The sequence below is a fragment of the Streptomyces oryzae genome (assembly GCF_017676365.1).
GTDB lineage: Bacteria > Actinomycetota > Actinomycetes > Streptomycetales > Streptomycetaceae > Streptomyces > Streptomyces oryzae.
In genome coordinates this window covers 1-3,030 of sequence record NZ_JADKMA010000355.1, presented here as the reverse complement: position 1 = coordinate 3,030, position 3,030 = coordinate 1, and the positions used below count along the sequence as shown (strand labels likewise).

4 protein-coding genes are annotated in these 3,030 nt (G+C 71.3%); 2 read left to right on the top strand and 2 right to left on the bottom strand.

The features are described from left to right. Positions 1–63: 63 nt before the first annotated feature. Complete coding sequence (locus ITI46_RS33910) at positions 64–246, bottom strand: DUF5133 domain-containing protein (protein ID WP_209243814.1); 183 nt, start codon at positions 244–246, stop codon at positions 64–66. Positions 247–520: 274 nt separating this feature from the next. Here ITI46_RS33910 and ITI46_RS33905 point away from each other — a divergent pair, with 274 nt between their 5' ends. Together ITI46_RS33905 and ITI46_RS33900 are read left to right on the top strand one after the other, a co-directional pair. Next, positions 521–1,282, top strand: a complete 762-nt coding sequence (locus ITI46_RS33905; RefSeq protein WP_209243812.1) for a VOC family protein — start codon at positions 521–523, stop codon at positions 1,280–1,282. 194 nt (positions 1,283–1,476) lie between these two features. Then, positions 1,477–2,517: an SDR family oxidoreductase gene (locus ITI46_RS33900; RefSeq protein WP_209243810.1), complete on the top strand. Its 1,041-nt coding sequence runs from the start codon at positions 1,477–1,479 to the stop codon at positions 2,515–2,517. 64 nt (positions 2,518–2,581) lie between these two features. Here ITI46_RS33900 and ITI46_RS33895 read toward each other — a convergent pair whose 3' ends face one another. Continuing rightward, positions 2,582–2,782: a DUF2180 family protein gene (locus ITI46_RS33895; RefSeq protein WP_209243808.1), complete on the bottom strand. Its 201-nt coding sequence runs from the start codon at positions 2,780–2,782 to the stop codon at positions 2,582–2,584. Between the last annotated feature and the right edge of the window lie 248 nt (positions 2,783–3,030).

Sequence of the window (3,030 nt, the reverse complement as noted above, 5' to 3'; positions counted from 1 at the left end):
GGGTCAGGAGGGTCAGAAGGGCCAGGACGCGGCCGGGGCCGGGGCCCAGGCTCAGGCTCAGGCTCAGGCCGCGTAGGCGTCCGCTATGTGCGCCCGGGCCGCCCGCAGCGCGTCCTCGATGTCGCGGGTTCCCGTGGAGACGCAGAGCGTGTACGAGACGTCCTCCAGCTCCTGCCGCCGCTCGGGCCGGGCACGGAGTGCCTCGTAGCGGGTGAGCAGCTCTCGCAGGGTGTCGGGGTGGGCCATCATGGCGACTCCTCGGTGGCGCGCGGCGGCGCTCGGCAGATACGGGGCAGGGCCGACGGCCCGTGGCGGGAGCCACGGAATCGGCGCACCCCGCCCGGTACCCGACGGCAAAAGGGGCAAAACAGTCAGAGTGCAGCACTCTCCCCGCGCGTGCCCTCTCGTTTCGTCTCCGCAGGCAGTGGGCACCCCGGCACGCAGGGACGGAAAAAGAAGCAGAAAACGAAACTGGCCGAACACGCGCGAAAGGAACACGCAGGAGGCTTGAGGTGACGTGATGGATTCCGTACCCGGGGTGCCGTGCTGGGTCAGCCTCACTGTCCGCGACCGGCAGGCCACCGAGGAGTTCTACAGCGCCGTACTGGGCTGGTCCTTCACCGACAGCTCTCTCGGCCCCGGATTCCGCACGGCCACCAGGGAAGGCGAACCTGTGGCGGGCTTCAACGAAGCCGCAGTCTCCTGGCAGCTGCCCGTGCGCTGGACCGTGTTCTTCGCCGTCGAAAACGCCGACCTCGCGTGTGAACGCGTTCGGGAACGAGGCGCCACGGTCGCCGTGGGCCCGCTCCGCGTGGGTGACGGCCGCGCCGCCATGGCCGCCGACCCCTATGGCGCGGCCTTCGGCATGTGGCAGGGGGAACTGCCGCGCGGCTGGGCGGTCGGTGCCGGGCACGCGCCCGCCTGGCTGGAGCTGCGCACCGGTGACGCCTTCGCGGCGGCGCTGTTCTACGGCGAAGTGCTCGAGTGGACGAAGAACCCCAGCCACGGCGTCAGCTATGAGGAGCAGAACGACGAGGTGCACATCCTGGTGGACGGCGAGACCGTCGCAGGACTGCGCGGCGGTGGCGTGGAAGCCGCACCGGACCCGCAGGTGCGCACCCGCTGGGATGTCTACTTCCGCGCGACCGACATCGACGCGGCGCTCACCGCAGTCGAGAAGACCGGCGGCACCGTGGTCTCGCCCGTCCAGCACGCCTCACACGGCCGGGTCGCCACCGTGCGCGATCCGGACGGCGGTCTCTTCTGCCTGCTGGGCCCCTGACGCGCACCCTGCGGTGACGGGGCCCGTCGCGGGTACCCGGTGAGGCGCGTACACGTCATCCGGGGCACCGGCACCACGCCGCACGCGCCGGATCGGCAACAGGGCAACAGAGTGCGCAAACAGAATCTGCGCAATCAGACTCTGGGCAAACGGACTCTGGGCAAACAGACCGCACAGACAGCGGAGGTGTCGCGATGAGCCGGCAGCAGTCCAGGCGCGCGGGAGCAGACGGCCAGGTCGTCGTGGTCACCGGCGCCAGCGGCGGGGTGGGCCGGGCGACAGCCCGCGCCTTCGGGGCGCGCGGCGCCGCCGTCGCACTGATGGCGCGCGGCGAGGAGGGCTTGGAGCGCGCCGCCGACGAGGTACGGGACGCGGGCGGAACGGCCCTTCCGCTGCCCGTCGATGTCAGCGACCACACGGCGGTGGACGCGGCCGCCGACCGCATCGAGCGGGAGCTGGGCCCCGTCTCCGTGTGGGTGAACACCGCTTTCTCCAGCGTCTTCGCACCAGTGACCGAAGTGAGCGCCGAAGAATTCCGCCGGACGACCGAGGTCACCTACCTCGGCTACGTACACGGGACGCTCGCCGCGCTGCGCCATATGAAGCCGCGCGATGCGGGGACCATCGTCCAGGTCGGCTCGGCGCTCGCCTACCGGGGCATTCCGCTCCAGGCGGCGTACTGCGCGGCCAAGCACGCCATCCAGGGCTTCCACGAGTCGCTGCGCTGCGAGCTGCTGCACGACAAGAGCGGGGTGCGCACCACCATGGTGCAGCTGCCCGGTCTGAACACTCCGCAGTTCACCTGGGTCAAGTCACGGCTGCCGTACAGTCCGCGCCCGGTCGCGCCCGTCTACCAGCCCGAGGTGGCAGCACGCGGCATCCTGTACGCGGCCGACCACCCGGAGCGGCGGGAACACTGGGTCGGCGGCTCGACGGTCGCCACCCTGCTGGGCGACAAGTTCGCACCCGGCCTGCTCGACCGCTATCTGGCCAGGACCGGCTTCAAGGGCCAGCAGACCGACCACGAGCGCTCCCCCGCACAGCCGGACAACCTGTGGAAGCCCGCGGACGCGCGGCACGACTACGGCGCACACGGCGAGTTCGACGACGAGGCGTCCGCACGCAGCTACCAGCTGTGGGCCTCGCACCACCACGGCATGCTCGCAGCCCTGGGCACGGCGGCGGCAGCGGCAGCGGGCACCGCAGCGGTACGCAGGGCGCTGTTGCGGGCGTAGCCCGTACGGGGTGCCCGTGCGCGGGCACCGTCGCGCCATGCGGCCATGCGCCATGGGGCGAAGGTTATTGGAGCGACCGGTGACACACGAGGCAGATCATCCGGCGTGATTCGCCGGCGGACCAGACGCGGCCGGGGCTCGTCGACTGACGCACGGGCTCGGGTTCGCTGATCAGATGGCGCGGGCACACACCGGCGCCGCAGTCGACACAGACCGCGACGGCGGGGGTCTCGGTGCCCTCCTTGGAGCAGTCGAAACAGTGCATGGCGCCCCCTCTCTCGGTACCGGAAGGGCGGGGTGCGCTGCGGGTTCCCCGCAGCGCACCCGGTACGCATGATTGCGGCCGTTCAGGTGCGCTTCACGCTTCGGTAGGGGGCAGTCAGTAGCCCGTCGCCGTGTGGACGGTCAGGGAGGGGAGCTCGCCGGTGTGGAGGGTGTGCCAGGCGGTGTGGAAGTCGGCGGTGATGTCGGTGGCGGTGGTGGGCCCGGCGGAGTGCGAGGTGAGGGTGGTGC